The following is a 25,665-nucleotide window of genomic DNA, read 5'->3' on the forward strand; positions in this document are numbered from 1 at the left end:
CACCGCGATCCTGCACCGCCCGGCGGGCCGCCCCCACCCCGATCCGCTTCGAACCGACCCCACGACCATGGCCGAGAGATCGTTCGCCCGCGAAGTGCAGCAGCTCCTGGTGCCGCCCGGCACCGTGTTCCACGGCGAAGGCATCCTGGCCGTGACCAAGGCGCTGCTCGAGGCCGGTGTCGGCTACGTCACCGGCTACCAGGGGGCGCCGATCTCGCACCTGATGGACGTGCTGGCCGACGCCCAGCCGATCCTGCAGGAGCTCGGCGTGTACTTCGAGCCCGCCGCCAGCGAGGCGGCGGCGGCGGCGGCGCTGTCGGCGTCGGTGAACTACCCGGTGCGCGGCGCCGCGACGTGGAAGTCCACCGTCGGCACCAACGTCGCCGCCGACGCGCTGGCGAACCTGGCCTCGGGCGGGGTCACCGGCGGCGCGCTGGTGATCGTCGGCGAGGACTACGGCGAAGGCTCCAGCATCATGCAGGAGCGCACGCACGCGTTCGCGATGAAGTCGCAGATCTGGCTGCTCGACCCGCGGCCGCACCTGCCGTCGATCGTCCAGGCGGTGCACGACGGCTTCGCGCTGTCGGAGGCCACGCGCACGCCGGTGATGCTCGAGCTGCGCATCCGTTCGTGCCACCTGCACGGCCGCTTCGTCACGCGCGAGAACCGCCGCCCGGCGTTCTCGCTCAAGGACGCGCTCGAGCACCCGCGGCGCGACACCAGCCGCATCGTGCTGCCGCCGGCGGCCTTCCTGCACGAGCGCGAGAAGGTCGAGCAGCGCTGGCCGGCGGCGCTGAAGTACATCACCGAACACGCACTCAACGAGTTCGTCGACGGCGAGGTCGACCACGTCGGCGTCGTCATGCTCGGCGGCATGACGAACAACGTGCTGCGCGCGCTCGAACTGCTCGGCATGGCCGACCCGTTCGGCGCCAGCCGGGTGCCGCTGTACATCCTCAACGTCGCCTACCCGCTGGTCGACGACGAGGTGGTGCGTTTCTGCCGCGGCAGGCGCGCGGTGCTGGTCGTCGAGGAGGGCCAGCCCGACTACCACGAGCAGCACCTGAACACCATCCTGCGCCGCCACGGCCTCGACACCGTGGTGTACGGCAAGGACATGCTGCCGATGGGCGGCGACTACACGGTCGACGTGCTGCGCGAGGGGCTGCGCGCCTTCTTGCAGGCGCAACACCCGGCGGCCTTCGCGCGCCCGGTGGCGGTGGCGCTGCCGGTGTCGACGACGGCGCGTGGTCCGGGCGCGGCGGCAGTCGCCGACGCGCCCGCGCGCGTCGCCGCGTTGCTGCCGCCGCGTCCGCCGGGGCTGTGCGTCGGCTGCCCCGAGCGACCGATCTTCTCGTCGTTCAAGCTCGTCGAGCGCGAGCTGGGCACGCACCACGTGTCGGCCGACATCGGCTGCCACCTGTTCTCCACCATGCCGCCGTTCCACCTCGGGGCGACGACGATGGGCTACGGCCTGGGCGCGTCCAGCGCCTCGGCCTTCAACGCCGGCGGCCAGCTCGGCGCGCGCAAGCGTGCGGTGGCCTTCATGGGCGACGGCGGCTTCTGGCACAACGGGCTGACCTCGGGCATCGCCAACGCGGTGTTCAACCGGCACGACAACGTGTTCGTGATCGTCGACAACCACTACTCGGCGGCCACCGGCGGCCAGGACGTGCCGTCGTCGCGAGCGGCCAACCCGCAGCGCAGCACGATGCACCCGATCGAGAGCGCGGTGCGCGGCGTCGGCGTCGAGTGGGTGCGCACCATCACGCGCACCTACGACGTCGCCGCAATGCGCGCCGCGCTGCGCGAGGCCTTGTCGACCCCGTACAAGGGCCCCAAGGTCGTCATCGCGCAGAGCGAGTGCATGCTCAACCGCCAGCGGCGCGAGAAGCCGCTGAGGGCGCAGGCGATCCGCGCCGGCGAGCGCGTGCTGCACGAGCGCTTCGGCGTCGACGCCGCCGTGTGCTCGGGCGACCACGCCTGCATGCGCGTGTCCGGTTGTCCCAGCCTGACGCTCGCGCCCAGCGGCGACGCGTTGAAGCCCGATCCGGTGGCGCATGTCGACGAGCACTGCGTGGCCTGCGGGCACTGCGGCGAGATCGCCGACGCCGCCGTGCTGTGCCCGTCGTTCTACAAGGCGCACAAGGTGCACCACCCGGGCGCCGCGGAACGCTGGCGCGCGCGCTGGCGCCACCGCCTGCTGCGGTGGTTGCAGGCGCGCCAGCGGCAGGCGCGCGCGGCGCGCGCGCTGTACCCGTTGGAGGGCACGTGAACGCGATGGACCCGGCGCCGCGGCCACGGCGCATCCACGTCGCGATCATGGCGCTGGGCGGCCAGGGCGGCGGCGTGCTGGTGGACTGGATCGTCGGCCTGGCCGAGCACGCCGGCTGGACGGCGCAGGCGACGTCGGTGGCCGGCGTGGCACAGCGCACCGGGGCGACGATCTACTACATCGAACTCGTCGAGCCGACCCCGGGCCGCGAGCCGGTGCTGGCGCTGATGCCGGTGCCGGGCGACGTCGACGTGCTGGTCGCCGCCGAGCTGATGGAGGCCGGCCGCGCCGTCGAGCGCGGCCTGGTCACGCCCGAGCGCACCACCGTCGTCGCCAGCAGCCACCGCACCTACGCCGTGCAGGAGAAGGTCGCCCCCGGTCACGGGGCGGCCGACGGCGCCGCGGTGCTCGACGTGGTGCGCCGACAGGCGAAGCGCCTCGTCGTCGACGACATGCAGGCGCTGGCGGTGCGCCACGGCAGCGTGGTCTCGGCCAGCCTGTTCGGGGCGCTGGCGGGCAGCGGCGCGCTGCCCTTCGAGCAGGCGGCGTTCGAGGCCGTCGTCGAGCGCAGCGGCGTCGGCGTGCACGCCAGCCTGGCCGCGCTGCGCGCCGCCGCCGACGTCGCGCGCCGCGCGAGCGCGAGCGCGAGCGTGCCCATGCTGCCGGCCGATCCGATGCAGGCGGCCGCGCGGCCGCTGCCGGCGCGCGCGGCGGCCGCGGCGCTGCAGCCGCTGGTCGACAGGATCCGGGCCGAGTTCCCGCCGGCCGGCTGGGACTGGCTCGGCGAGGGCCTGGCGCGCGTGGTCGACTGGCAGGACGCGGCCTACGGTGCCGAGTACCTCGACCGCGTGGCGCGGCTGGCGCGGCGCGACGACGGCAGCGACGGCCATGCGCTGACGATCGAGGCGGCGCGCTGGATCGCGGTGGCGATGAGCTACGACGACGTCATCCGCGTGGCCGACCTGAAGACCCGCGCCGAGCGCAGCGCGCGCGTGCGGCGCGAGGTCGGCGCCGGCGACGACGACGTCGTCGGCATCGAGGAGTACTTCCACCCCCGGCTCGAGGAGCTGGCGGGGTTGCTGCCGCGCGCCTGGGCCGACCGGCTCGACGCCACACCGCGCCTGAAGGCCTGGCTGGCACCGCGGCTGGACCGCGGTCGACGCGTGCACACGCACACGCTGCGCGGCCACCTGCAGTTGCGCGCCGTCGCCGCGCTGCGGCGCTGGCGGCGCGGCAACCGCCGTCACGCCGAAGAGATGGCGCACCTCGAGGTCTGGCTGACCGCTGTCGAGCAGGCGCTGGGCCGCGACGCCGCGCTGGCGGTGGAACTGCTGCGCTGCCGCCGCCTGGTCAAGGGCTACAGCGACACGCATCAGCGGGGCAGCAGCCGCTTCGACCGCCTGCTGCAGGCGGCGACGGCGCTGGCCGGACGCGCCGACGCCGCCACCGCGCTGGCCCGCCTGCGCGAGGCGGCGCTGCGCGACGCCGAGGGCCTGGCGCTCGAGCGCGAGTTCGCCGCGCTGGTGCCTGCACCCGGCGCGCCGCCCGCGGCACACCGGGCATTCGCCGCCGACCGTTAGGCGTCGGCCGGCGACGCGCTCGGCGGCTGCATCGCGCGCTGCCGTTCGATCGACGGCTCGCGCGCCGGGACGCACCCGCGACGGCGTCGGCCGCGCGACGCACGGCGGCGCGGCGACGTCAGGCCGACGCCACGCCTGCGCCGCCGCCGCCCGGCGTCTCGATGACGAAAACGTCGCCCGGCGCCATCTCGACCGTGTCGGCGTGCCCCAGCACCTCGACGCGGCCGTCGGCGCGTTCGACGCGGTTGACGCCCACCGCGCCGGGTGCGCCGCCGTCGATGCCGAACGACGGCACGACGCGGCCGTTGCTGAGGATGGACGCGGTCATCGGCTCGAGGAAGCGCACCCGGCGCACGCCGCCGTCGCCGCCCTTCCAGCGCCCGGCGCCGCCGGAGCCGCGCCGGATCTCGTAGCCGTCGAGCCGCACCGGGAAACGGAACTCGAGCACCTCGGGGTCGGTCAGGCGCGAGTTGGTCATGTGCGTCTGCACCACCGCGGTGCCCGGGAAGCCATCGACCACGCGGCCGTCGGCGTCGCGGACCACGCCGGCGCCGCTGCCACCGGCGATCGTCTCGTAGTACTGGTGCGTGCGATTGCCGAACGTGAAGTTGCTCATCGTGCACGGGCCCGCGGCCATCAGGCCGAGCGCGCCGTACAGCGCGTTGGTCACGCACTGCGAGGTCTCGACGTTGCCGGCGACCACTGCGGCCGGCGGCGTCGGGTTGAGCATGCAGCCCTCGGGCACGATCACGTGCAGCGGCTTCAGGCAGCCGGCGTTCAGCGGGATGTCGTCGTCGACCAGCGTGCGGAACACGTACAGCACCGCGGCCATCGTCACCGCCTTCGGCGCGTTGAAGTTGTTCGGCAACTGCGCGCTCGTGCCGCTGAAGTCGATCGTGGCCTCGCGCTTCGCGGCGTCGACGGTGACCCGCACGGCGATGCGCGCGCCATTGTCGAGCGGCAGCTCGAAACAGCCGTCCCGGCCCGGGCCGGCCCCCACGGGGGGCGGCGAGCCCTCGGGCGAGCCCGGGGGCCTGCGGGCCAGCGCGGTGATCACGCGGCGCACGCTCTCCTCGGCGTTGTCCTGCACGTGGCGCATGTACGCGTCCACGGTCTCGCGGCCGAACTGCGCGACCATCGCGCGCAGCTCGTGCACGCCCTTCTCGTTCGCGGCGATCTGCGCACGCAGGTCGGCAATCGTCTGCTCGGGGTTGCGCGCCGGGTGCGGCCCCGAGTCCAGCCGCGCTCGCAGTTCGCCTTCGCGCAGCCGCCCGTCGCGAACGAGCAGGAAGTTGTCGAACAGCACGCCCTCGTCGTCGATGGTCTTCGAGAACGGCGGCATCGAGCCCGGTGTCGCGCCGCCGATGTCGGCGTGGTGGCCCCGGCTCGCGACGTAGAAGCCGGGGGCCGCGTCGGCGCGGTCGAGGTAGACGGGCGTGACGACGGTGACGTCGGGCAGGTGCGTGCCGCCGTGGTACGGGTCGTTGAGCACGTAGACGTCGCCCGCTCGCATGTCGGGGTTGCGCGCGATCACGGTCTTGATCGACTCGCTCATCGAGCCCAGGTGCACCGGCATGTGCGGCGCGTTGGCGATCAGCTGGCCCTCGGCGTCGAACAGCGCGCACGAGAAGTCGAGCCGCTCCTTGATGTTGACCGAGTAGGCGGTGTTCTGCAGCCTGAGGCCCATCTGCTCGGCGATGTTCATGAACAGGTTGTTGAACACCTCGAGCATCACCGGGTCGGCCCGCGTGCCGACAGCGTGGCGCGTGGCGCGCGGTACGACGCGCTGCAGCTCGAGCGCGCCGCCGGCCACCAGGTGCGCCTGCCAGCCGGGTTCGACCACGGTGGTCGCGTTGCGCTCGGCGATCACCGCGGGGCCGGGAATCGTCGCGCCGGGGCGCAACGTTTCGCGCTGGTGCAGCGCCGCGTCGCGCCAGCCGCCGTGGCCGTCGAGGTCGTCGGCGTACATCGCCACCTGCGCCAGCGGCACCGGCGCGTGCGGCGTGGCGCCTTCGGCGCCCGGCCCGGCGTGGCGCTCGCCCGGCGCCACGGCCTCGACCGACACCGCCTCGATCACGCGCGCGCGCTCGGGCATCAAGAACGCGAAGCGCTGGCGGTACGCCGCGTCGAAGTCGGCGCCGATCGCGTCGAGTGCCGCGTCGGGCTCGCCGCCCATCGGCAGCGGCACGACCAGCGCGGTGTCGGTGCCGGCATAGCGCACGTGCACGCGGTGGTGCAGCTGCACCGCGTCGCCCGCCACGCCCTGCTCGACCAGATCGCCGCGCGCCGCGTCGGCGAGTTCGGCGGCGCGGCGCGACGCCGCCTGCAGCCCCGCCTCGTCGAGCGCAAGCTCGACCGAGGCCTCGCGCATCGCGATCTGGTCCGCGAGCCCCATGCCGTAGGCCGACAGCACGCCGGCCAGCGGGTGCACGAACACGCGCTGCATGCCCAGCGCGTCGGCGACGGCGCAGGCATGCTGCCCGCCGGCACCGCCGAAGCACTGCAGCGTGTAGCGCGTGACGTCGTAGCCGCGCGCCACCGAGATGCGCTTGATCGCGTTGGCCATGTTCTGCACGGCGATGCGCAACGCGCCGGCGGCCACCTCCTCGGCGCTCACCTCGCGCCCAGCGGCCGCGCTCATCTCGCGCGCGACCGCGGCGAAACGTCCGGCGACCGCCTCGCGGTCGAGCGGTTCGTCGCCGCGTGCGCCGAACACCGCAGGGAAGTGCGCCGGCTGGATGCGCCCGAGCATCACGTTCGCGTCGGTCACCGCCAGCGGCCCGCCGCGGCGGTAGCTCGCCGGGCCGGGGTTCGCGCCGGCCGACTCGGGGCCGACGCGCAACCGCGCGCCGTCGAAGCGCACGAGCGACCCGCCGCCGGCGGCGACGGTGTGGATGCTCATCATCGGCGCTCGCATGCGCACGCCGGCCACCTGCGTCTCGAACGCGCGCTCGAACTCGCCGGCGTAGTGGCTGACGTCGGTCGACGTGCCGCCCATGTCGAAGCCGATCACGCGCTGGTGCCCGGCCGCCAGCGCGGTGCGCACCATGCCGACGATGCCGCCGGCCGGCCCCGACAGGATCGCGTCCTTGCCCTGGAAGCGGTGCGCCTCGGTCAGGCCGCCGCTGGACTGCATGAAGTACAGCGCCACGCCCGGCATCTGCGCGGCGACGCGGTCGACGTAGCGGCGCAGGATCGGCGACAGGTACGCGTCGACGACGGTGGTGTCGCCGCGTGCGATCAGCTTCATCAGCGGGCTGACCTCGTGCGACACGCTGACCTGCGTGAAGCCCACCTCGCGCGCGATGCGCGCCGCCGCCGCCTCGTGCGCCGTGTGACGCCAGCCGTGCATGAACACGATCGCGCAGGCGCGAATGCCGGCATCGTGCGCCGCCCACAACCGCTCGCGCAGGTGCATCTCGTCGAGCGGCTCGATCACCTCGCCGTCGACGGCGACGCGCTCGGCGGCCTCGATCACGCGCTCGTACAGCAGTTCCGGCAGCACGATGTGGCGGTCGAACAGCCGCGGGCGGTGCTGCTGCGCGATGCGCAGCGCGTCGCGGAAGCCTCGCGTGGTCACCAGCAGCGTGCGCTCGCCCCTGCGCTCGAGCAGCGCGTTGGTCGCCACCGTGGTGCCCATCTTCACGCACTCGACCTGCGCCGGCGTGATCGCCTCGCCGGCGGCGAGCCCGAGCAGGCGGCGGATGCCCTCGACCGCCGCGTCGTCGTACTGCTCGGGGTTGTCCGACAGCAGCTTGAGCGTGTGCAGCGCACCGTCGGGGGCACGGCCGACGAGGTCGGTGAAGGTGCCGCCGCGGTCGATCCAGAATTGCCAGCGCATCGTGGGTCCTCGGGAGGTGGGCGTCGCGCCGTCGCGCGGCGCGGTGTCGGGCATCACGGGCTTCGTGCGCCGGCGCGGCTACATCGCACTGGCCGCGCGCGCGGCCTGGTCGTACATGCCCGACATGGTGCGCAGCAGTTGCGCCAGCGCGCCGATGTCGGCGTTCAGCTCGGTGTCGAGGCTGTCGACCAGGCAGCGCTCGCGCACCTCGCGGTAGCGCTGCACGTGGCGCTCTCCGGCCGGGGTGGGGCTGTAGAACACCTCCTTGCCGACCTTGTCGGTGCGCGCCAGCCCGGCGGCCACCAGCTTCTTCAGCGAGTACGCGACGACGTGCGTGTCCTCGTAGTTCAGCACGAAGCCGATGTCGGCCAGCTTCTTGTTGCGCGCACGGTGGCACAGGTGGTGCAGCAGCAGCACGTCGGTGATCGTCAGGTCGGGGCAGCCGGCCGCGGCCATGCAGCGCACCGCCCAGCGCGAGAACGCGTTCCACGCGACGATCAGCCCGAACTCGAACTCCGACAGCTCGCCGCTGCGCGCCGACACCAGGTGCGACGACGAGACGATGGCGTTGCCGTGCGCCGGCTCCACCGGGTGCAGCGGCACTCGCGGTGCCGCGGGGGCGGCGCGGGTTGCGGCGATCGGCTTGCGTCGGGGCATCGGGGTTTGTACCAGAACGTTGACGTTTTGTTGACAATTTATCGGATCGCTTCCTAGACTTCAAGCCGCTCGGATGCGCCCGTCGAGGCCGCCCGACCCCGGCCGCGGGCGCGCTGCGTGCCCGCACGACTTCCACCGTCCCGTTCGCAGGAGCCCGGATGAAAGCCCTTCTTCACGCCACGCTCGCCGCCGTCGCGCTCGCTGCCGGCGCCGCCCAGGCCCAGACCAAGTGGGACCTGCCGGCCGCCTACCCGGCGTCGAACTTCCACACCGAGAACCTGGTGGCCTTCGCCAACGACGTCGACCAGGCCACGGGCGGCAAGCTGAAGATCACCGTGCACGCCAACGCGTCGCTGTTCAAGGCGCCCGAGATCAAGCGCGCCGTGCAGGGCGGCCAGGCGCAGATCGGCGAGATCCTGCTCGTGAACTTCCAGAACGAGTGGCAGATCTTCGGCGCCGACGGGCTGCCGTTCCTCGCCGACAGCTACGACAGCGCGATGAAGCTGTACCAGGCGCAGAAGCCGCTGCTGCAGAAGAAGCTCGGCGAGCAGGGCATGCTGCTGCTGTACGCGGTCGCGTGGCCGCCGCAGGGCATCTACGTGAAGAAGCCGATCGCCTCGGCCGCCGACCTCAAGGGCGTCAAGTGGCGCGCCTACAGCCCGGCCACCGCGCGCATCGCCGAGCTCGTCGGCGCGCAGCCGGTGACGGTGCAGGCCGCCGAGCTGAGCCAGGCGATGGCCACCGGCGTCGTCGAGAGCTACATGTCGTCGGGCTCGACCGGCTACGACACCAAGACCTACGAGCACATCAAGTACTGGTACGACACCCAGGCCTGGCTGCCGAAGAACGCGGTGATCGTCAACAAGCGTGCCTTCGACGCGCTCGACAAGGCCACGCAGGACGCGCTGCTGAAGGCCGGTGCCGCCGCCGAGCAGCGCGGCTGGGCGGCGAGCCAGCGCGTCAACACCGAGTCGCTCGACAAGCTGCGGGCCAACGGCATGAACATCGTGCCGCCGTCGCCGCAGCTCAAGGCCGACCTGCAGAAGGTCGGCGAGACGATGCTCAAGGAGTGGCTCGAGAAGGCCGGCGCCGAGGGCCAGCAGCTGGTCGACGCGTTCCGCAAGTGACGCCGCGGTGAGCCTGCCCGAGGCGCCCCGCGGTGCGCTGCGCCGCGTGCTCGACGCGCTGTACGACGGCGCCGCGTGGCTCGCGGCGCTGTTCATGGTCGGGCTGCTGGCGATGGTGTGGCTGTCGATCCTCGGGCGGCAGCTGCACTTCCACGTGCCGGGGACCGACGCCTACGCCGGCTATCTGATGGCCGCGGCCGGGTTCCTCGCGCTCGCGCACACGCTCAAGCGTGGCGAGCACATCCGTGTGACGCTGCTGCTCGCCCGGCTGCGCGGGCGGGCGCGCCGCGCGCTCGAGCTGTGGTCGATCGGCGCGTCGGCGCTGCTGGCGCTGCTGCTGGCGTTCTACAGCGTGCGGCTGGTGTGGCTGTCGCACCGGTTCCACGACGTCTCGACCGCCAGCGACGCGACGCCGCTGTGGCTGCCGCAGATCGGCATGGCGCTGGGCTGCGTGGTGTTCGCGCTGGCGCTGGTCGACGAGTGGGTGCTCGCGCTGCGCGGGCGCAGCGGCATCGCGGCAACGTCCACGCGGCACGAGTGAGGCGCCGGTGAACGACGTCGCGATCTCGCTGCTGCTGGTGGCCACGCTGTTCGCGATCCTCGGCAGCGGGGTGTGGATCGGGCTGACGCTGTCGGGCGTGGCGTGGGTCGCGATGCAGCTGTTCAGCGCGCGCCCGGCCGGCGACGCGATGGCGGTGACGATCTGGGGCAGCGCGTCGAGCTGGACGCTGACCGCGCTGCCGCTGTTCGTGTGGATGGGCGAGATCCTGTTCCGCACCCGGCTGAGCCAGGACATGTTCCGCGGCCTGGCGCCGTGGATGCAGCCGCTGCCCGGGCGGCTGCTGCACACCAACGTGATCGGCTGCGCGATCTTCGCGGCGGTGTCGGGGTCGAGCGCGGCGACCTGCGCGACGATCGGCAAGATGAGCCTGCCCGAGCTGCGGCGCCGCGGCTACCCCGACGGCATCGCGGTGGGCTCGCTCGCCGGCGCGGGCACGCTGGGGCTGCTGATCCCGCCGTCGATCATCATGATCGTCTACGGCGTCAGCGCCGACGTGTCGATCGCGCAGCTGTTCATCGCCGGCGTGGTCCCCGGGCTGCTGCTGGCGGCGCTGTTCTCCGGCTACCTGGTGCTGTGGTCCTGGCGCCACCCGCAGCAGGTGCCACCCGCCGAGCCGGGCGTGACGCTGCGCCACAAGCTGCGCGAGTCGCGCCACCTGCTGCCGGTGGTCGCGCTGATCCTGGCCGTGCTCGGCTCGATCTACGCCGGCATCGCCACCGCCACCGAAGCCGCGGCGGTCGGCGTGGTCGGCGCGCTGATCGTCTCGGCGGCGCAGGGCTCGCTGAGCTGGCGCACCTTCAAGGACTCGCTGCTCGGCGGCACGCGCATGTACTGCATGATCGCGCTGATCCTCGCCGGCGCGGCATTCCTGACGCTGGCGATGGGCTACATCGGGCTGCCGCGCCAGCTCGCCGAGTGGATCGGCTCGCTCGGCCTGACGCCGCTGCAGCTGCTGGTGGCCCTGGCGCTGTTCTACATCCTGCTCGGCTGCTTCCTCGACGGCATCTCGATCGTCGTGCTGACGATGGGCGTGATCCTGCCGACCGTGCAGGCCGCCGGCATCGACCTGCTGTGGTTCGGCGTCTTCGTCGTGCTCGTCGTCGAGATGGCGCAGATCACGCCCCCGGTGGGCTTCAACCTGTTCGTGCTGCAGGGCATGACCGGGCGCGAGATCGGCTGGATCGCGCGCGTCACGCTGCCCTTTTTCGGCCTCATGGTGCTCGCGCTGGCGCTGGTGTACCTGCTGCCCGACCTCGTGACATTCCTGCCCCGGCAGATGCGTGGCTGATTTACCATCGGGCGCATCCGCCACCGTAGCCCTCGCAGCGACCGCATGGTCTTCACCCCGCGCAAGCCCGGCCTCGAGTTCCCGCCGCTGTTCGACATCCTGCCCGAGGAGGAGCGCTGGCCGCAGCCGCCGTTCGCCTGGGGCCACGAGCCGGTCGACGAGCACGCGTTCCAGCCCTGCCGGCTCGAGCTGGTCAACGGCCAGAGCGTCGACGGCGAGATGATGCGCTTCGAGCCGATGGCCGGGCGCATCGAGTTCCGGCGCGACGCGTCGTCGGGCGCCGTCGCGGTGCCGTTCGACAAGCTGCGGTCGATCGCGCTGACCGAGCCGCTGGTGCCGCAGTCGCACTCGCGCGGCATGCCGGTGGCCGAGCACGAGTGCGAGTTCCGGCTCGTGCGCAGCGACGGTTCGACGCTCGCCGGGCTGACGGTCGGGCGCGTCGAGAACCAGTTCGGGCTGTACCTGTTCCCGCCGGTCGACGTCGACCGCACCGTCACGCGGCTGTTCGTGCCGCGCGCCGCGTACCGCGAGGTGCAGTTCGGGCCCACCGCGGTCGAGTCCGCCACCGGCGCCTGGCTGCACACGCGCGAGGCGCTCGCCGAGGCGATCGCGATGCAGGAGCATGCGCCGGTGCTGCCGATGGGCCAGGCGCTGCTGAACCTGGGCATGGTGACGGTGCGCCAGGTCGAGCGCGCGCTGGCGCAGCAGACCCCCGAACGCGACAAGCCGCTGGGGCAGGTGCTGGTCGACGCCGGCGTGATCACGTCGTCCGACCTCGAGGCGGCGCTGGCGCACAAGATGGGCTACCCGCTGGTCGACGTCGACCGCTTCCCGCTCGACCCGGTGGCGATGCGCTGCCTGCCGGTGCGCACGGTGCTCTCGATGCAGGCGCTGCCGCTGATGATCGACCAGGGGCGGCTGGTGTTCGCGGTGGCCAGCCCGTCGAAGGTGCCGTCGCTGAACATGCTGCGCGCGATGGCCAACGTGGCGCCGGTGGCCGTGCTGGCGCGGCGTCAGCAACTCGGGCTGAAGCTCGCGTCGCTGGTGCAGCAGGATGTGTGGGCACCGGTGGTGCCGGCCGAGCTGCCCCTCGACGACAGCAAGGCGACCGACTGAGCTTCGTCGCGGCGCGCCGCGCGGATCTGCGCGTCATTCCCCGGCCTTCTTGCCGCATCCCGGCGGTCGGCGCTGTCTAGCATCGCGCTGCGGCTGGACCGGCGTCCACCGCGCGAGGAGCTTCGATGACGGACATGTCGGTCCCACCCCCTGGCCTGCGCGATCCGGCACCGCCGGACGGCGCGCGCGCGGGCGGGTGCTGGCCGGCGCCGCCCTACCCCGCCTACGCGCTGACCCGGCTGTCGCTGCCCGAGGACTGCACGATCGAGGGCCTGAACGGCAAGACGGTGCACGGCGTGCTGGTCGAGTTCGACGCGCCGCAGCGCAACGCGCGCGTGCGCGTCGGCGCGAGCCGCACGCCGCTCGCATTCGGCTTCGACCAGTTCCTGCAGCTGACGCTGACGACCCCGGTGCGCGCGCACGACGTCGCCGGCGACGCCGCGCTGGCGCGGGTCGACGCCGCCGGCGACGTCGAGTACCGGCTGACGCTGGCCGACGGACGCCGGCGCGACGGATGCACGCTGGGCCACGTCGAGACCGACGACGGCCTGTTCCTGTTTCCGCCGCTCGAGCGCCCCGGTGCGGTGCAGCGCGTATTCGTGCCACGCGCGCGCTACCGGTCGGTGAGCTTCGGCCGCCCCCTCGGCGAGGAGCTGGTGGCCCAGCACAGGATCAGCGCGCAGCAGCTCGAACAGGCGCTGGCCGAGCAGCAGCGCCTGCGCACGCGCCGCCTCGGCGAGGCCCTGGTGTCCGAGCGCGTGGTCACCGCCGAGCAGCTGCTCGCGGCGCTCGAACACCAGAACCGCATGCCGATGATGCGCATCGGCGAGGCGCTGATCGGCCTGGGCATGATCACCCCGCACCAGCTCGACGAGGCGCTCGAACAGCAGAAGCTCGACCGCTCGCTGCCGCTGGGCGAGCTGCTGGTGCGCCAGGGCCTGGTCTCGCGGCAGGACCTGCAGACCGCGCTGGCGCGCAAGATGGGCTACCCGGTGGTCGACGTCGCCGGCTTCGCCGCCGAGGCCGAAGCGGTGCGCAGCGTGCCCTTCGTCGTCGCGCACCGGCTCAACGCGCTGCCGCTGCTGCGCCGCACCGGCCGGCTGGTGGTGGCGATGGACGACCCGACCGCGCGCGCGGCGATCGAGGAGCTCGAGTTCGTCGCGCAGGCGAAGGCGGTGCCGGTGATCGCGCCGGCCGCCGACATCGCGCGCGCGCTGCTCGCCACCTACGAACGTTTCGGTGCCGACACCCGCCACGGCCCGGCCGCGGGCGACGACGGCGACGGCGATGCGCTCGATGCCAGCCAGCTCGTCGCGTCGCTCGAGCAGCAAACCGCGATCGACCGCGACGACGAACCGGCGATCGAGCAGTCCGACAACTCGCTGGTGCGGCTGGTCAACACGATGATCGTCGACGCGTGGATGCAGCGCGTGTCCGACATCCACGTCGAGACGCATCCCGGGCGCGAGAAGCTGCGCATCCGCTTCCGCCGCGACGGCGTGCTGCGCCCGTACCTGGAGCTGCCGCACACCTACCGGGCGGCGCTGGTGGCGCGCATCAAGATCATGTGCGACCTCGACATCAGTGAACGTCGCCGGCCGCAGGACGGCAAGATCAATTTCGCTCGCTTCAGCCCGCAGCACCGCCTGGAGCTGCGCGTGGCGACCATCCCGACCGCCAACGGGCTCGAGGACGTCGTGATGCGCATCCTCGCGTCGACCCGGCCGCTGCCGATCGGCGAGCTGGGTCTGTCGGCGCCGAACCTCGAGCGGCTGCGCCGCGCGATCCACCGTCCCTACGGCCTGGTGCTGTGCGTCGGCCCCACCGGCAGCGGCAAGACGACCACGCTGCACTCGCTGCTGGGCGACATCAACCAGCCCGATCGCAAGATCTGGACCGCCGAGGACCCGATCGAGATCACGCAGGCCGGACTGCGCCAGGTGCAGGTCAACCCGAAGATCGACTGGACCTTCGCGAAGGCGCTGCGCGCGCTGCTGCGCGCCGACCCCGACGTGATCATGGTCGGCGAGATCCGCGACCAGGAGACCGCGCAGGTGGCGATCGAGGCGTCGCTGACCGGCCACCTGGTGTTGAGCACGCTGCACACCAACAGCGCCGCCGAGACCGTCACGCGGCTGCTCGACATGGGCATGGACCCGTTCAACTTCGGCGACTCGCTGCTCGCCGTGCTCGCGCAGCGCCTGGTGCGCCGGCTGTGCCCGCACTGCCGCACGACGCGCGACGCGACCGACGCCGAGGTGCAGGACCTGCTGCAGGACCATCTGCACGTGTTCTTCGACGACGCGCGCCCCGACCCCGACAAGGTGCTCGCCGACTGGAACGCACGCTTCGGCCGCGACGGCCGGCTGCCGTGGCACGAGGCGCCGGGCTGCACGCACTGCGACGGCAGCGGCTTCGAGGGGCGCGTCGGCCTGCACGAGCTGATGACGGTCACGCGTGCGCTGCGCCGCCTCGTCGTCACGCGCGGCAGCGTCGAGCAGCTGCAGCGCCAGGCGCTCGACGACGGCACGCGCACGCTGCGCCAGGACGGCATCGAGAAGGTGCTCGCGGGCCTGACGACGATCGGCGAGGTGCGCGCGACGAGCAACGTGTGAGTTGAGACCCCCCCGAAGCGCCTTCGGCGCCTCCCCCTAGGGGGCACCGCCGGCGGACTGGCGAAGCCGGATCCGCGGCGGTTGCTTGTAGGCGAGCGATTCGTCGGTCGCCCGTGTTGCGCAGCGCGATGGAGGTTGGGAGGGAACTACGACCGAGATCCCCCCGAAGCGCCTTCGGCGCCTCCGCCCAGGGGGCACCACCCGTGGACCGGCGAAGCCGGATCCGCGGCGGATGCTTGATGACATGCGGGGCGTCCGTGGCGTGTGGCGCGGTCGAGCCGCCGAGCCGGCTCCCTCCTGAAGTGCCCCTTCGGGGGCGGGCGGGCTCACCCGCCGCCGCGATGGGTGTAGAGGTCGAAGAAGCGCATGAAACCGCGGCGCTCGTCGGCGCCGACGTCGTCGAAGTCGAAGCGCACCTGCAGCCGCGGCAGCACGATCGACGCGATGCGCCGCGGCGGCAGCACCTGCCAGTCCAGGTGCAGCCGGCCACCGCCGATGCGCACGTCGGCGCCGTCGGCGCGCCAGGCCACCGCACGGCCACCGCTGGCGCCGGGAAGCCAGCGGCGCAGCTCGTCGGGTGTGCAGCCCATCTCGCGCTCGAAACGCGCACCGTCTTCGCACCGCACCGGCGAAGCCCGCTGCGCGTCGGCTCAGCCGCCGGCGATCGGCGGCCAGATCGCGAGCACGTCGCCTTCGGCCAGCCGGCGCGCCGCACGCTCGTGCGGCGGCACGAACACGCCGTTGACCAGCACCAGGTGCACCAGCTTCATCGGCAGGTTGAACGGCTCGACGACGTCGGCGATCGTCGCGTCGGGCGCCACGTCGATCGTCACCTGATTGCCGGCCCGCGCCTCGTGCGGCAGGTAGGACGTGAGGCTGGCGTAGAGCTTGAACGTGATGCGCATCGCGCGATGTTGCCGCACGGGCCGCCGCGGCGTGCTCAGGCCTTGACGAGACCCCGCGCGTGCTGGGCTTGCGCGCGCGCCAGGTAGGCCTCCATCAGCAGCGTCGGGTCGGCGAGCAGCCGGTCCTTCCACTCGCCCAGGCTCACCTGCCCCTCGACGAGGCCGCGCATCACGCCGACGTGCTCGGTCCAGCCGATGCTGTTGCAGCCGACCAGCCGGTCACCGGCAAACTGCAGGCTCAGGTGGCGCCAGGCGGCGCGGTCGGTCAGTTCGACCTGCTCGCCGCCGGGCACGCCCTCCCAGTGGCCGAAGCTGGCGGAGATCAGGCCCAGCGTGTCGAGCACGTTGATCTGCGTGACGCCCATGAGCTCGGCGCGCCGGCCGACCATGTTCAGCGCCGCGACGCGCGCCTGGTCGGCGGCGTTGGGCTGGATCGCGCTGACGATGGTCTTGCCGCTGATCTTGTCGAACGCCTCTGCGCAGTCGCCGGCGGCGTAGATGCCCGGCACCGTCGTCTGCATGTGCTCGTCGGTCAGCACGCCCTGCAGGCACTTGACTTCCGAGTGCTCGAGGAAGCCGATCGCCGGCTTGACCCCGGTGGCGCTGATCACCAGGTCGCACTCGAGCCACTGGCCGTCGGACAGGCGCGCGCGCAGCGGTGCGTGCGCCTCGATCGCCTCGACGCGCGTGCCGGTGAACACGCGCACGCCCTTGGCCTCGCACCAGTCCTTGATCATCCCGCCCGCGGTCGGGCCCATCATGCGCGGCACCATGCGGTCGCCCATCTCGACCACCGTCAGCTGCACGCCGCGCGCGGCCAGCGCCTCCATGATGATGCAGCCGATGAAGCCGGCGCCCATCTGCAGCACGCGCGCGCCCTTCTGGGCCCGCTGCGCGATCGCGCGCGCGTCCTTCAGCGTCCAGCAGGTGAGCACGCCGTCGGTGTGGATGCCGGGGATCGGCGGGCTCGCCGGGCGCGAGCCGGTGGCGATCAGCAGGCGGTCGAACGGCACGCTGCTGCCGTCGTCGAGCGCGATGGTGCGCGCCGTCGTGTCGACGGCCTTCGCGCGCACGCCGCGCTTCACGTCGATGCGCAGCTTCGCGTAGTGGTCCGGCCCGTGGCGCAGGTGCGTGCCGGCTTCGTCGATTTGGCCGATCAGCAGGTACGGGATCGCCATGCGCGAGTACGGCGCCTCGGGTTCGTCGCCGACGACCAGGATCTCGTCGGCCGGCGCGTGCTTGCGGATCGTCTCGGCGGCGATGACGCCGGCCGGGCCGGCGCCGAGGATGACGTGCTTCATCGTGCGGTCTCGAAGTAAGAAGGCGGTCTCGCGACCGCCTTCGGGTTCAGCGTGCCGGGCCGGTCACAGCCCCAGGCGCGCGCGCGTCTCGGGCCGCAGCGTGCCGTCGGGGTTCCAGCCGCGTACCTCGTAGTACTTCGGCAGCATCTCGGGCAGCTTGTTGACCAGGCCCTTGGCCGGGCCGGTCTTCGCCGGCTCGTTGAGCAGCCGCGGCGGCAGCGTGTCGTCCTTGGCGGTGAAGCCGGCGCGGTTGTTGAAGTCGCGCTCCATGTTCCAGATGCGCTCGCCGATGACGTTCAGGTTGTCGAGCGTGAAGTCGTCGCCGCACGCGGCGGCCAATTGCGGCTGCAGATCGGCCAGGCCCCACGCGAAGGTGGTGAACACGCAGGTGCCCGACGAGTCGAACACCGCGGTCGCGTCCTGGAAGGCCTTGACCAGCTCGGGCTTGCCGTCGGCGCTCAGCGGGTCGGTCTTCACCGGGATGCCGAGCACCTCCGAGGCCACCGTGTAGCCGCGCAGGTGGCAGGCGCCGCGGTTGCTGGTGGCGTACGCCAGGCCCATGCCCTGGATGCCGCGGCTGTCGTAGGCCGGGAACTCCTGGCCCTTGACGCTCATCGTCAGCTCCGGGTGGCCGTACTTGGCGGTCAGCCGCTTGCTGCCCAGGCCGATGTCCTTGCCGAAGCCGATGCCCTTGGCGGTCATGTCGGCGAACTCGCACAGCGCCTGCGCCGAGCCGAACGGCGCGGCGACGCCGATCTGCTCCTTGGTCAGCACGCCCATCTCGTAGAGCTCCATCACCGCGCCGACGGTGGCGCCGAAGCTGATCGGGTCCATGCCGTGCTCGTTGCAGATCAGGTTGGCGTACTGCAGCGCCTCGAGGTCGTTGACGCCGTTGGCCGCACCCAGCGCCCACGCCGCCTCGTACTCGAGGCCGCCCGAGGCGCCCCAGTACTGCGGCTTGTTCTGCACGCTGAAGTGAGTCGGGTCGATCTTGCTGATGCGCCCGCAGGCGATGGTGCAGCCGAAGCAGGCCTGGTTGGTCACCAGTTGCGGCTTGCCGTCGCTCTTGCGCGGCGTGGCCATCGCCTCGGCCGAGATGTCCTTCGCGCCCTCGAACTGCACGTCGCGGTGGTTGCGGGTGGGCAGCGCGCCGATCTCGTTGATGACGTTCATCAGCACCTGCGTGCCGTAGGTCGGCAGGCCCTGCCCGGTGACGGCGTTCTCGGCGAGGATCTTCTTCTTCTCGAAGGTGACCCTCATGAACTCCTTCGGGTTGGCGATGTTGCCCACGCCCTTGGTGCCGCGCACCGCGATCGCCTTCAGGTGCTTGCTGCCCATCACCGCGCCGACGCCCGAGCGCCCTGCGGCGCGGTGCAGGTCGTTGACGACGGCGGCGAACAGCACCTGGTTCTCGCCGGCGGCGCCGATGCTGGAGATGCGCAGCAGCGGGTCCTGGTGCTGCTTCTTCAGCGTCTCCTCGGTTTCCCAGACGGACTTGCCCCACAGGTGACCGGCGTCGCGCAGCTCGGCCAGGTCGTCTTCGATGTACAGGTACACCGGCTTGGCCGACTTGCCCTCGAAGACGATCATGTCCCAGCCGGCCATCTTCAGCTCGGCGCCCCAGTAGCCGCCCGAGTTGCTGCACGCGATCGCGCCGGTCAGCGGGCCCTTGGTGACCACCGTGTAGCGCCCGCCGGTCGAGGCCATCGTGCCGGTCAGCGGGCCGGTGGCCCAGATCACCTTGTTGTCGGGACTCAGCGGGTCGACCTTCGGGTCGACCTCCTCGACGATGTACTTGGTGGCCAGGCCGCGCGAGCCGATGTAGGCGCGCGCCCAGTCCATGTTCAGCGGCTCGGCCTTGACGGTGCCTGCACCGAGGTTGACGCGGAGGATCTTTCCTGCCCAGGACATGTGCGTGCTCCTTACGCCGCGGCGGGTTGGTTGCCGAGCTTGTCGGCCCAGGCCTGCATCCTGTTCAGGCCGGTCCAGTTGGCGTCGATGTAGGTGATGGCGCCGGTCGGGCAGGCCTCGGCACACGCCGGCTCGCCGCCGCACAGGTCGCACTTCTGCACCTTGCCGGTCTCCTGCACGTAGTTGATGGTGCCGAACGGGCAGGCGATCGTGCACACCTTGCAGCCGACGCAGGTCGTCTCGCTGACGACCTTGGCGCCGGTGAGCTTGTCGATCGTGATCGCCTCGACCGGGCACGCGTGCAGGCACCAGGCCTCGTCGCACTGCGTGCAGGTGTACGGCACCTTGCGCCCGGTGTGGTGGAAGTCGAACACCTTGATGCGCGACTTCGCCGGCGCGTAGGTGGCGTAGTTTTCGAACGAGCACGCCATCTCGCACTGGAGACAGCCGGTGCACTTGTCGGCGTTGATGTGCAAGGTCTTCTGCATGGTGTCCTCGGTGAGGTGGGGCCGGTGGTGCCTCGCGCGCGACGCGCCGCACCACTGATGTCGGCTGCTGCATATCTTCCGAACCCGTCGACACCGCCGATACCTGGGGCAAACCCTAGGACTGTCCCATCGCGTGACAACCCGGCGCCGCGCTCGCCCAAGGCGGCCGCAACGCCGGGCGGTGGCGTCGATCCCCTACCATCGGCGCGACGAGCGCCGCGCGGCCGCACCCCGTGGCCGCACCCCTCGGAGACCGCCCGATGCCGATGTCCCCGCCCGCTGCCTGGCGCCGCGGCCTGCGCCCGACGCCGGCCGCGACGGTGCCGCGCCATGCCGAGACGATCGCGCAGTCGCACGCGCGCTGCGCCGCGCTGGGACTGACGCGCATCGAACGCCCCGACCACGCCCCGCTCGGCCGCCCCGACCTGGCCCTGGTGCGCGAGCGCAACCTGCGCCTGTACGCCCACGCCGCGCCGGTGATGGAGATGCTGTACGAGCAGATCGCCGGCACCGAGAGCATGGTCGTGCTGTGCGACGCCACCGGCACGATCATCCACTCGATCGGTGACGACGACTTCCTCGAGCGCGCGCAGAAGGTGGCGCTGCAGCCCGGGGTCAACTGGTCCGAGCCGGCCAAGGGCACCAACGCGATCGGCACCGCGCTGGTCGACGAGGCGCCGACGCTGGTGCACGCCGACGAGCACTTCCTGCACGCCAACCACTTCCTGACCTGCTCGGCGTCGCCGATCGTCGACCCGCGCGGCAACGTGCTCGGCGTGCTCGACGTCACCGGCGACCACCGCAGCTACCACCGGCACACGATGGCGCTGGTCACGATGTCGGCGCGCATGATCGAGAACCATTGGCTCGACGACGACTTCCGCCACGCGCTGCGGCTGCACTTCCACCGCCGCGCCGGCTTCGTCGGCACGCTGATGGAGGGCATCGTCGCGATCGCCCCCGACGGGCGTGTCGTCGGCGCCAACCGCAGCGCGCTCGACCAGCTCGGGCTCAGCGGTGCGGCGATGCGGCTGCACACGCTGGACTCGCTGATCGGCACCGCGCTCGGCCCGCTGTTCGACCGCTCGCGCCAGGCCGCCGCGACGCCGATGGCGCTGGCGCTGCACGACGGCCGCGTCGTGCACGTGTACGCCCGGCTGCAGGGGCCCGTGTGGCGCGCCACGGCTCGAGCGCGCGCCGCGCGCTCGCCCCAACCGCCCGCGGTGCCGATGCTGCCGCCGGCGGCCGCCACGCCCGCGTCCGCCGGCGACGCGGCGCCGGCTTCGCTCGAGGCGCTGTGCACCGGCGACCCGGCCTGGGACCAGGCGGTGCAGCGGCTGCGCCGCGTGCTCGACCGCGGCGTGGCGATCGTGCTCGTCGGCGAGACGGGCACCGGCAAGGGGCTGCTGGCGCACACCATGCACCGCGCGTCGGCGCGCGCGTCGGGCCCGTGCGTCGAGTTGCACTGCGCGGCGGTGCCGGCGGCGCGTCTCGAGGCCGCGCTGTTCGGTGGCGACGGCGACGCCGGGGCGGTGCGGCGTGCCGCCGGCGGCACGCTGCTGCTCGACGAGATCGACGCGCTGCCGGCCGCGCTGCAGGCGCGCCTGCTGCACCACCTGCGCGACGACGGCGCCGATGGCGCGCCCGACGGCGACCCGGGTCCGGCGCAGGTCGTCGTCGCGACGCGCCACGACCTGCGCGATCGCGTGCGCACCGGCGCCCTGCGCGAGGACCTGTACTACCGCCTCGACGGCCTGACGGTGCGGCTGCCGCCGCTGCGCGAGCGCTGCGACCTGCCGGTGCTCGCGGCGCGCCTGCTGCGCCGCGACGGCGCCCAGGCGCTGCCGCTCGACCCCGATGCCCTGCAGCGGCTGCGCGCTCACGACTGGCCCGGCAACGTGCGCGAGCTCGCCAACGTGCTGCGCGCGGCGGCCCTGCTGGCCGGCCCCGGCGAACGCATCGGCGCGGCGCAGGTCGCGGCCGCGCTCGGCGACCCGATGCACGGGCCGGCCGCAGGCGCAGCACCGCCGGCCACCGACCCGCGCGACACACGCCCCGCCGGCACGCTCGAGCAGATCGAGATCGAGACCATCCGCACGACGCTCGACGCGTTCGGCGGCAACGTCACGGCCGCGGCGCGGCGCCTGGGCATCAGCCGCAACACCGTCTACCGCCGCCTGCGCGGCGGCCGCTGACCCGGGACGCGACGATGACCGCCGTCGGCCTGCGCCGCTCGACCCGACCGCCGTGCGTGCCTCGCGACGACCGGCCGGCACCGCGCCCGTGCGGCGCGGGGCTCGACCGGTGGCACGGCCGCGGGCGGTGCCACGCCGTCGTCGCGGCTGCGCTGGCGCTGGTGGCGCTGCTGGCGCCGTGGGCGACCGCCGCCGACACCGACGTGCCGTTCGTCGTCACGCCCGACCGCGTCACGCTGGCGATGCTCGAACTCGCCGGCGTCGGGCCCGACGACCACGTGATCGACCTCGGCTCGGGCGACGGGCGCATCGTGATCCTCGCGGCGCAGCGCTTCGGCGCCACCGGACTCGGCGTCGAGATCGTCGACGACCTGGTGCGGCGCAGCCGCGAACACGCGATGCGGGCCGGCGTTGCCGATCGCGTCGAGTTCCGCACCGAGGACCTGTTCGACACCGACCTGTCGCGCGCCACCGTGGTCACAATGTACCTGCTGCCCGCAGTCAACCTGAAGTTGCGCCCGCGACTGCTCGCGCTCGCGCCGGGCACGCGCGTCGTCTCGCACGACTACGATCTCGGCGACTGGCGCCCAGACCGCAGCGTCGTTGTCGACGCGCCCGACAAGCCGGTCGGACGCGACCCGCGCAGCACGCTGCACCTGTGGACCGTGCCCGCGCGCGTCGCCGGCAGCTGGTGCGGCGGCGGAGCCGCCGCGCACCGGCTGCGCATCGACCAGCACCACCAGGACATCGACGCCACGCTCGACGCGACGCCGCTGACCGGCCGCGCCGACGGCGCGCGGCTGCGGCTGCGCCCCGACGGCGACGGCACCGAGTGGGTGCTGCGGTGGCTCGCCGACGGCACGCTGCGCGTCGACGCCCCGACGTCGCTGCGCGGCGCGCGTTTCGTGCGCGCGGCCGCCGGCACCTGCGCGTCGCGCTGACGCCATGCCAGCCATGCAACTGCACAGCCCGGCGGCCGAGCGCAACCGCCAGCCGATCCTCGAGCGGCTGCAGCGCCTGCTGCCCCCGCGCGGCGATGCGCTCGAGCTGGCCAGCGGCAGCGGCCAGCACGTGGCGCACTTCGCCGCCGCGATGCCCGGCTGGACCTGGCAACCCAGCGACCCCGACCCGGCCGCGCTCGCGTCGATCGCCGCCTGGTGCGCCGGCCTGCCCAACGTGCACGCGCCGCTGGCGCTGGACGCCAGCGATGCAACGTGGGCCGGCGTGCCGGACCGCGTCGACCTGGTGCTGGCCGTCAACCTGTTGCACATTGCGCCGTGGGCGGTGTGCGGAGCGCTGATGGCCGGCGCCGCACGCCACCTCTCGCCGGCCGGGGTGCTCGTCGTCTACGGCCCGTTCTTCGAGGCCGATGTACCCACCGCCGCGAGCAACCTGGACTTCGACGCCGACCTGCGCCGCCGCGACCCTCGCTGGGGCCTGCGCGACCTCGCCGCGGTCGACGCGCAGGCGCGGTCGGCGGGGCTCGTGCGGCGCGAACGTGTCGCGATGCCGTCCAACAACCTGCTGCTGGCCTGGGGCCGCAGCCCAGGAGAACGACGATGACCACGCTGGCCAAACTGGCGCTCGGGCTGATGGGTCGATTGCGCCCCGCTGCGGCGCTCGGCGACGCCGAGCGCGCGATCGCGCTGCCGCGCGCGACGCACCACGGCGGACTGCCGCTGATGGACGCACTGGCCCGGCGCCGGTCGTCGCGCGAATTCGCGCAGCTTCCGCTCGAGCCGCAACTGCTCGGTGACCTGCTGTGGGCGGCGTTCGGCGTCAACCGTCGCGCCGACGGTGGCCGCACTGCGCCGTCGGCGCTGGATGCGCAGGAGGTCGAGGTTTACGTGGCGCTGCCGCAGGGCGCGTACCGCTACGACGCGGCCGGCCATCGGCTCGAGCTGGTGGCCGCGGCCGACCTGCGGCGCGTCACCGGCTACCAGGACTTCGTCGACGACGCACCGCTGGACCTGGTCTACGTCGCCGATCACGCGCGGCAGAAGCTGGTGCCCGCCGAACAGCGCACGCTGTACGCCGCCGCGTCGGCCGGCGCGATCGCACAGAACGTATACCTGTACGCCGCCAGCGCCGGGCTGGCGACCGTGATCCGCGCGTGGATCGACCGTCAGGCGATCGCCGACGCGCTCGGCCTCGACCCCGACCGGCAGGTGCTGCTGTCGCAGACCGTCGGCCACCCGAAACGCTGAGCCGCCGCGGCGCCGGGCCGGCCTGCGCAGGCTCGGGCAGGGCGAAGGCCGCGAGCTCGGCGCACGGCATGCGCAGCGGGCACGTCATCGCGCCACCGGCGCCACGCGTTGTGTTCGACGGCAGGCCGGCGTCGGCGACGGCGCCGTCGCTTCGCCGCCCAGGAGGACACCGATGACCCAGCAACGAACCGCCTTCCCTCGTCCCGTCGCGCGTACTGCCCAGGCCCGCCTCGCCGCCGCGCTCGTCAGCGTGCTCGCCGCCGCGCCGGCCGCCGCCGCGGGCACGGTCGGCGTGGACTTCGTGCAGCCGCAGCGCTTCACCGACATCGGCTTTGCCGCCGCAGACCGCGACCGCGCGATGGCGACGCTGCGCGCGCACCTCGAGCGACGCGGGCGCGAGCTGCTCGCCGACGGGCAGTCGCTGCAGGTCGACCTGCTCGACGTCGACCTCGCCGGCCGCGAGCACCCCGGCGCGCGGCGCGACCTGCGTGTGCTCGACGGCCGCGTCGACGTGCCGCGCCTGCACCTGCGCTACACGCTGCGCACCGGCGAGCGCGTGCTCGCCAGCGGCGAGGATCGCCTGACCGACCTCGCCTACCTCGACCACCTGCCGCCGCGGCGCGCGGCGCAGCCGCTGGCGCACGAGCGACGCCTGCTCGACGACTGGCTGGCCGAGCGCATCGCCCCTGCCGTGGCGCCGTGAGCGCCGTCGCCCCGGGACAATCCGTCTGGTCGCTGCGGCCGCGGCCCGCTACGCTGGCGGGGATGCAGACGTCCGACCCTCCCCCCCCCGCGGCGCCCGCCCCGGATTCCGGCGCAGCCGCGGGCGCCGACACCGTCCCCGCCTCCCCGTTCTCGATCGCGCTGCGGCCGCTCGGCTTCGCCGACCCGCTGCGCTGGGTCGCGCGCGGCGCGCGCGACTTCGCGCGCGCGCCGTTCATCGGGCTGTTCTACGGCGGCTGCTTCATGGTGATGGGCTGGGCGCTGATGAAGGTCTTCGAGCAGGCGCCGGCGTACACGCTGGCGCTGTCGGCCGGCTTCCTGCTGATGGGCCCGTTCCTGTGCCTGGGCCTGTACCAGACCAGCCTGCGGCTCGAGCGCGGCGAGCGCCCCGACTTCGGAGACTCGCTGCTCGCGTGGCAGACGCGCACCGGCACGCTGGCGATCTTCGGCTTCGTGCTGCTCGTGCTCGAGATGCTGTGGGGGCGCGCGGCGCTCGTGGTGTTCGCCGTCAGCTTCGACGGCATGCCCGACTTCAAGGGGTCGGTGCAGGCGCTGCTCGATCCCGGCAACCTGCAGTTCATCGTCGCCTACGTCGGCGTCGGGGGCGTGTTCGCCGGGCTGATCTTCGCGGTCAGCGTCGTCGCGATGCCGATGATCCTGCACCGCCAGACCGACGCGATCACCGCCGGCCTGACCAGCCTGCGGCTGGTGCTGACGCAGCCGCTGGTGATGCTGTTCTGGGGCGCGCTGATCACGCTGCTGGTCGTGCTCGCGCTGCTGCCCTGGTTTGCCGGGCTGCTGGTCGTCGGGCCGGTGCTCGGCCACGCCAGCTGGCACGCGTACCGCGCCGCCGTCATCGACTGAGAAGCCTCGA

20 protein-coding genes are annotated in these 25,665 nt (G+C 73.0%); 13 read left to right on the forward strand and 7 right to left on the reverse strand.

Annotation, left to right across the window (positions count from 1 at the left end; genetic code table 11):
* The first annotated feature begins 67 nt into the window (after positions 1–67).
* Together PKC53_RS10110 and PKC53_RS10115 are read left to right on the forward strand one after the other, a co-directional pair.
* Positions 68–2,275 carry an indolepyruvate ferredoxin oxidoreductase subunit alpha gene (locus PKC53_RS10110; protein ID WP_324428352.1) on the forward strand — a complete coding sequence of 736 codons (2,208 nt, stop codon included), beginning with the start codon at positions 68–70 and terminating at the stop codon, positions 2,273–2,275.
* A 5-nt stretch (positions 2,276–2,280) separates the two neighbouring features.
* Positions 2,281–3,855: an indolepyruvate oxidoreductase subunit beta family protein gene (locus PKC53_RS10115; protein WP_324428385.1), complete on the forward strand. Its 1,575-nt coding sequence runs from the start codon at positions 2,281–2,283 to the stop codon at positions 3,853–3,855.
* Between the two features lie 118 nt (positions 3,856–3,973).
* Here PKC53_RS10115 and PKC53_RS10120 read toward each other — a convergent pair whose 3' ends face one another.
* Positions 3,974–7,696 (reverse strand): hydantoinase B/oxoprolinase family protein, encoded by a 3,723-nt coding sequence (locus tag PKC53_RS10120; RefSeq protein WP_324428353.1) that lies wholly within the window; start codon positions 7,694–7,696, stop codon positions 3,974–3,976.
* Positions 7,697–7,774: 78 nt separating this feature from the next.
* Complete coding sequence (locus PKC53_RS10125; RefSeq protein ID WP_324428354.1) at positions 7,775–8,353, reverse strand: winged helix DNA-binding protein; 579 nt, start codon at positions 8,351–8,353, stop codon at positions 7,775–7,777.
* A gap of 158 nt (positions 8,354–8,511) precedes the next feature.
* Here PKC53_RS10125 and PKC53_RS10130 point away from each other — a divergent pair, with 158 nt between their 5' ends.
* The 5 genes from PKC53_RS10130 (at position 8,512) to PKC53_RS10150 (ending at position 15,061) form a co-directional block, all read left to right on the forward strand.
* Positions 8,512–9,480, forward strand: coding sequence for a TRAP transporter substrate-binding protein (locus PKC53_RS10130; RefSeq protein WP_324428355.1), 969 nt, complete (start codon positions 8,512–8,514; stop codon positions 9,478–9,480).
* A 37-nt stretch (positions 9,481–9,517) separates the two neighbouring features.
* Positions 9,518–10,021 carry a TRAP transporter small permease subunit gene (locus tag PKC53_RS10135; RefSeq protein ID WP_324428386.1) on the forward strand — a complete coding sequence of 168 codons (504 nt, stop codon included), beginning with the start codon at positions 9,518–9,520 and terminating at the stop codon, positions 10,019–10,021.
* 7 nt (positions 10,022–10,028) lie between these two features.
* Positions 10,029–11,330 (forward strand): TRAP transporter large permease subunit, encoded by a 1,302-nt coding sequence (locus PKC53_RS10140; RefSeq protein WP_324428356.1) that lies wholly within the window; start codon positions 10,029–10,031, stop codon positions 11,328–11,330.
* Between the two features lie 45 nt (positions 11,331–11,375).
* Positions 11,376–12,446 (forward strand): hypothetical protein, encoded by a 1,071-nt coding sequence (locus tag PKC53_RS10145; RefSeq protein ID WP_324428357.1) that lies wholly within the window; start codon positions 11,376–11,378, stop codon positions 12,444–12,446.
* A 125-nt stretch (positions 12,447–12,571) separates the two neighbouring features.
* Positions 12,572–15,061 (forward strand): ATPase, T2SS/T4P/T4SS family, encoded by a 2,490-nt coding sequence (locus PKC53_RS10150; RefSeq protein WP_324428358.1) that lies wholly within the window; start codon positions 12,572–12,574, stop codon positions 15,059–15,061.
* A gap of 326 nt (positions 15,062–15,387) precedes the next feature.
* Here the strand turns inward: PKC53_RS10150 and PKC53_RS10155 are convergent, their stop codons facing one another.
* The 5 genes from PKC53_RS10155 to PKC53_RS10175 form a co-directional block, all read right to left on the reverse strand.
* Positions 15,388–15,651, reverse strand: a complete 264-nt coding sequence (locus PKC53_RS10155; protein WP_324428359.1) for a hypothetical protein — start codon at positions 15,649–15,651, stop codon at positions 15,388–15,390.
* Between the two features lie 60 nt (positions 15,652–15,711).
* Entirely contained in the window at positions 15,712–15,966 is a 255-nt protein-coding gene (locus tag PKC53_RS10160; protein ID WP_324428360.1) for a MoaD/ThiS family protein, read from the reverse strand.
* Between the two features lie 35 nt (positions 15,967–16,001).
* Positions 16,002–17,267, reverse strand: a complete 1,266-nt coding sequence (locus PKC53_RS10165; RefSeq protein WP_324428361.1) for an FAD-dependent oxidoreductase — start codon at positions 17,265–17,267, stop codon at positions 16,002–16,004.
* A gap of 63 nt (positions 17,268–17,330) precedes the next feature.
* A complete protein-coding gene (locus tag PKC53_RS10170) occupies positions 17,331–19,178 on the reverse strand; it encodes an aldehyde ferredoxin oxidoreductase family protein (RefSeq protein WP_324428362.1) in 1,848 nt (615 codons plus the stop codon).
* Between the two features lie 11 nt (positions 19,179–19,189).
* On the reverse strand, positions 19,190–19,666 hold the full coding sequence (locus PKC53_RS10175) for a 4Fe-4S dicluster domain-containing protein (protein ID WP_324428363.1): 477 nt from the start codon (positions 19,664–19,666) through the stop codon (positions 19,190–19,192).
* Between the two features lie 260 nt (positions 19,667–19,926).
* Between PKC53_RS10175 and PKC53_RS10180 the strand changes: the two genes are divergently transcribed.
* From PKC53_RS10180 to PKC53_RS10205, 6 genes are all read left to right on the forward strand, one after another.
* The gene (locus PKC53_RS10180; protein ID WP_324428364.1) at positions 19,927–21,861 is read left to right on the forward strand and encodes a sigma 54-interacting transcriptional regulator; all 1,935 of its coding nucleotides are present in this window, start codon (positions 19,927–19,929) and stop codon (positions 21,859–21,861) included.
* A 14-nt stretch (positions 21,862–21,875) separates the two neighbouring features.
* The gene (locus PKC53_RS10185) at positions 21,876–22,802 is read left to right on the forward strand and encodes a methyltransferase domain-containing protein (protein ID WP_324428365.1); all 927 of its coding nucleotides are present in this window, start codon (positions 21,876–21,878) and stop codon (positions 22,800–22,802) included.
* A gap of 4 nt (positions 22,803–22,806) precedes the next feature.
* On the forward strand, positions 22,807–23,424 hold the full coding sequence (locus PKC53_RS10190) for a DUF938 domain-containing protein (RefSeq protein WP_324428366.1): 618 nt from the start codon (positions 22,807–22,809) through the stop codon (positions 23,422–23,424).
* On the forward strand, positions 23,421–24,068 hold the full coding sequence (locus PKC53_RS10195; protein ID WP_324428367.1) for a SagB/ThcOx family dehydrogenase: 648 nt from the start codon (positions 23,421–23,423) through the stop codon (positions 24,066–24,068). Before PKC53_RS10190 ends, PKC53_RS10195 begins: the two co-directional genes overlap by 4 nt.
* A gap of 172 nt (positions 24,069–24,240) precedes the next feature.
* Entirely contained in the window at positions 24,241–24,771 is a 531-nt protein-coding gene (locus PKC53_RS10200) for a DUF3016 domain-containing protein (protein ID WP_324428368.1), read from the forward strand.
* A 62-nt stretch (positions 24,772–24,833) separates the two neighbouring features.
* The gene (locus PKC53_RS10205) at positions 24,834–25,655 is read left to right on the forward strand and encodes a DUF2189 domain-containing protein (RefSeq protein ID WP_324428369.1); all 822 of its coding nucleotides are present in this window, start codon (positions 24,834–24,836) and stop codon (positions 25,653–25,655) included.
* The last annotated feature ends 10 nt before the right edge of the window (positions 25,656–25,665 follow it).

The sequence above is a fragment of the Azohydromonas sp. genome, assembly GCF_035325925.1.
Lineage (GTDB): Bacteria > Pseudomonadota > Gammaproteobacteria > Burkholderiales > Burkholderiaceae_C > Calidifontimicrobium.

Coding starts and splice junctions, on each gene's coding strand:
- PKC53_RS10190 (WP_324428366.1), top strand. CDS start 22,807: ATGCCAGCCATGCAACTGCACAGCCCGGCGGCCGAGCGCAACCGCCAG.
- PKC53_RS10145 (WP_324428357.1), top strand. CDS start 11,376: ATGGTCTTCACCCCGCGCAAGCCCGGCCTCGAGTTCCCGCCGCTGTTC.
- PKC53_RS10200 (WP_324428368.1), top strand. CDS start 24,241: ATGACCCAGCAACGAACCGCCTTCCCTCGTCCCGTCGCGCGTACTGCC.
- PKC53_RS10195 (WP_324428367.1), top strand. CDS start 23,421: ATGACCACGCTGGCCAAACTGGCGCTCGGGCTGATGGGTCGATTGCGC.
- PKC53_RS10185 (WP_324428365.1), top strand. CDS start 21,876: ATGACCGCCGTCGGCCTGCGCCGCTCGACCCGACCGCCGTGCGTGCCT.
- PKC53_RS10170 (WP_324428362.1), bottom strand. CDS start 19,178: ATGTCCTGGGCAGGAAAGATCCTCCGCGTCAACCTCGGTGCAGGCACC.
- PKC53_RS10150 (WP_324428358.1), top strand. CDS start 12,572: ATGACGGACATGTCGGTCCCACCCCCTGGCCTGCGCGATCCGGCACCG.
- PKC53_RS10205 (WP_324428369.1), top strand. CDS start 24,834: ATGCAGACGTCCGACCCTCCCCCCCCCGCGGCGCCCGCCCCGGATTCC.
- PKC53_RS10110 (WP_324428352.1), top strand. CDS start 68: ATGGCCGAGAGATCGTTCGCCCGCGAAGTGCAGCAGCTCCTGGTGCCG.
- PKC53_RS10160 (WP_324428360.1), bottom strand. CDS start 15,966: ATGCGCATCACGTTCAAGCTCTACGCCAGCCTCACGTCCTACCTGCCG.
- PKC53_RS10155 (WP_324428359.1), bottom strand. CDS start 15,651: ATGGGCTGCACACCCGACGAGCTGCGCCGCTGGCTTCCCGGCGCCAGC.
- PKC53_RS10130 (WP_324428355.1), top strand. CDS start 8,512: ATGAAAGCCCTTCTTCACGCCACGCTCGCCGCCGTCGCGCTCGCTGCC.
- PKC53_RS10175 (WP_324428363.1), bottom strand. CDS start 19,666: ATGCAGAAGACCTTGCACATCAACGCCGACAAGTGCACCGGCTGTCTC.
- PKC53_RS10115 (WP_324428385.1), top strand. CDS start 2,281: ATGGACCCGGCGCCGCGGCCACGGCGCATCCACGTCGCGATCATGGCG.
- PKC53_RS10180 (WP_324428364.1), top strand. CDS start 19,927: ATGCCGATGTCCCCGCCCGCTGCCTGGCGCCGCGGCCTGCGCCCGACG.
- PKC53_RS10125 (WP_324428354.1), bottom strand. CDS start 8,353: ATGCCCCGACGCAAGCCGATCGCCGCAACCCGCGCCGCCCCCGCGGCA.
- PKC53_RS10165 (WP_324428361.1), bottom strand. CDS start 17,267: ATGAAGCACGTCATCCTCGGCGCCGGCCCGGCCGGCGTCATCGCCGCC.
- PKC53_RS10120 (WP_324428353.1), bottom strand. CDS start 7,696: ATGCGCTGGCAATTCTGGATCGACCGCGGCGGCACCTTCACCGACCTC.